This window comes from Roseateles sp., assembly GCF_044373315.1.
GTDB lineage: Bacteria > Pseudomonadota > Gammaproteobacteria > Burkholderiales > Burkholderiaceae_C > JACDQM01.
In genome coordinates this window covers 1-2,726 of sequence record NZ_JBILQK010000211.1, presented here as the reverse complement: position 1 = coordinate 2,726, position 2,726 = coordinate 1, and the positions used below count along the sequence as shown (strand labels likewise).

Annotated in this window: 2 protein-coding genes and 1 pseudogene; all 3 read left to right on the top strand. The window is 67.2% G+C overall.

All coding sequences use genetic code 11. From position 1 onward, the window contains the following. Positions 1 to 36: 36 nt before the first annotated feature. Complete coding sequence (fliG, locus tag ACIQ67_RS20530; RefSeq protein ID WP_397536226.1) at positions 37 to 1,032, top strand: flagellar motor switch protein FliG; 996 nt, start codon at positions 37 to 39, stop codon at positions 1,030 to 1,032. A 67-nt stretch (positions 1,033 to 1,099) separates the two neighbouring features. Continuing rightward, positions 1,100 to 1,885, top strand: a complete 786-nt coding sequence (locus tag ACIQ67_RS20525) for a FliH/SctL family protein (protein ID WP_397536225.1) — start codon at positions 1,100 to 1,102, stop codon at positions 1,883 to 1,885. Beyond that, positions 1,882 to 2,726 (top strand): annotated as a pseudogene (locus ACIQ67_RS20520) (flagellum-specific ATP synthase FliI); the annotation flags it as partial. The gene ACIQ67_RS20525 and the pseudogene ACIQ67_RS20520, both read left to right, overlap by 4 nt.

Below are 2,726 nucleotides of genomic sequence, written 5' to 3'. Positions count from 1 at the left end.
CCGCACGCCTCTAGAGACCTTCGCGAGAAACCCACCATGGACGACAAAGGTGTTGAAGACGCAGCCATCCTGCTGATGTCCCTCGGCGAGGAGGAAGCCTCCGAGGTGTTCAAGCATCTGCAGCCCAAGGAAGTGCAGAAGCTCGGCGAGACCATCGCCAAGCTCAAGGTGATTCCGCGCGAAAGGGTCGAGCAGGTACTGACCCGCTTCGACGCCGTGGCTGAAACGCAGAGCATGCTGGTGCAGGACACCGATGAATACGTGCGCACCGTGCTTCGCAAGGCGCTGGGCGAGGACAAGGCCAATCTGCTGCTGGACCGCATCCTGCAAGGCGGCGACGTCTCGTCGATTGAGAGCCTGAAGTGGATGGACGCCAACTCGGTGGCCGAGCTGCTGCGCAACGAGCACCCGCAGATCATCGCGGCCATCCTGGCCCATCTGGACTTCGACCAGACCAGCTCGGTGCTGAAGGTCTTCACCGAGCGGCAGCGCAACGAGGTGCTGATCCGCATTGCCACGCTGGATGGCATCCAGCCGATGGCGCTGAAGGACCTCAACGAGGTGATGAGTCAGGTGCTGGCCGGCGGCGAACGCATGAAGAAGTCGAACCTGGGCGGCGTCAAGACCGCGGCCGAGATCATCAACATGATGGGCTCCAGCGTCGAGGCCTCGGTGCTGGACTACATCCGCGAAGCCGACGGCGATCTGGCCCAGAAGATCATGGACAACATGTTCACTTTCGACGATCTGGAGAAGATCGACGACAAGGGCATCCAGTCCGTGCTCAAGGAAGTGCAGAGCGAATCCCTGGTGGTGGCGCTCAAGGGCGCCAGCCCCGAGCTGCGCGAGAAGGTGTTCCGCAACATGTCCAGCCGCGCCGCCGAGACGCTGCGCGAAGACCTGGAGTCGCGCGGCCCGGTGCGCCTGTCCGAAGTCGAAGCCGAGCAGAAGGAAATGCTCAAGATCGTGCGCCGTCTGGTCGACGAAGGCCAGATCGTGCTGATGGGCGGCGGCGACGACCAGTTCCTGTGATCGATATGCGCCACGCTGACACCCATGAACAAACGAAGGCCGGGCCGGCTTCGCACAAGGGGCTGACATGACACCACGCGGCCCCCGCCAAGTGCCTCCCCCCGAGCGCCGCACCGGCGACGAGCGGCGCACGCCCTACGCCCGCTTCATCCCACGCGAGGAACTCTCCGGCTTTTCCGCCTGGAGCCCCGAAGCGCTAGAAGGCGCGCCGACCACAGAGCGTCCCGGCATCTTCGCGCCGGCCGCTGCGCCGGCTGCAGCGGCAACGCCGCCCGAGCCGCCACCAGCACCCGAGCCGCAGATCGACGAGCTGCTGCATGCCGCCCGCCAGGCCGGCTATCAGGACGGCTACCGCGACGGCCTGTCGGCGCTGGAAGCCTTCAAGCAGAGCTTTGCGAAACAGATGAGTGCCCAGATCGGCACCCTGGTGCAGAGCTTCGATGCCGAGTTTGCGGCGCTCGAGGAACAGATGGCCCAGACCCTGGCCAGCATGGCCGTAGAGCTGGCGCGCCAGGTCGTGCGCAGCGAGATCTCGCAGCGCCCCGAGCACATCGCCCAGGTCGCGCATGACGCGGTCGAGTCGCTGCAGCTGTCGGCCCGCCATGTGCGGGTGCGCGTCAATCCAGCCGACCTGCCCTTGGTGATGGACGGCGCTGGCGAGACCCTGCGCGCCCGTGAAGCCCAGGTGCTGCCCGATGCCGAGGTGCCGCGCGGTGGCTGCAAGGTGGATTCAGACATCGGCAGCGTCGATGCCACGCTGGCCAGCCGCTGGCTGCAGGTCGCGCAAGCGATGGGCCAGACCTCGCTTTGGGAAGACCGCCGCGGCAGCGATGAGTCAGGAGCCCAGCCATGAGCGCGAACGAAACCCGGCTGGAGCGCTGGGGCCGATATATGGAGGACCTGCAGGCCTTCGCCGCCACCCCGGTGCCGCTGGAGCCGCAGGGCAAGCTGGTGCGCGTGGCCGGCATGGTGCTGGAAGCCACCGGCGTGCGCGTGCCGGTGGGCTCGGTCTGCGAGATCCATCTGCCACGCACCGGCAACAGCAGCCGCCGCGGCAGTCCGCCGGTCAAGGCCGAGGTGGTGGGCTTCTCCGGCGACCGTGCCTTTCTGATGCCCACCGACGAAGTGCAGGGCCTGTCCAGTGGCGCCATGGTGCTGCCGCGCTTCACGCCGCCGCAGGCGCCGCAGCTGGGCAAGCCGCAACACCCTTGGCGCCGCGATGAAGACCGCGGCCTGCACCTGCCGATGGGCGCAGGCCTGCTGGGCCGCGTGGTCGATTCGCATGGCCATCCGCTGGACCGCAGGGGCCCGCTGGAGAACGTGCACGACGAACCGATGATCCGCCGCCCCATCAACGCGATGGACCGCGATCCGGTGCGCACGCCACTCGATACCGGCGTGCGCTCGATCAACTCGATGCTGACCGTGGGCCGCGGCCAACGTCTGGGCCTGTTCGCCGGCACCGGCGTGGGCAAGTCGGTGCTGCTGGGCATGATGGCGCGCTACACGCAGGCCGATGTGATCGTGGTCGGTCTGATCGGCGAACGCGGCCGCGAGGTGAAGGAATTCATCGAGGACATCCTCGGCGAGGAAGGCATCAAGCGCTCGGTGGTGGTGGCAGCGCCCGCTGATGCGCCGCCGCTGGTGCGCATGCAGGGTGCCACCTATGCGACGGCGATTGCCGAGCACTTCCG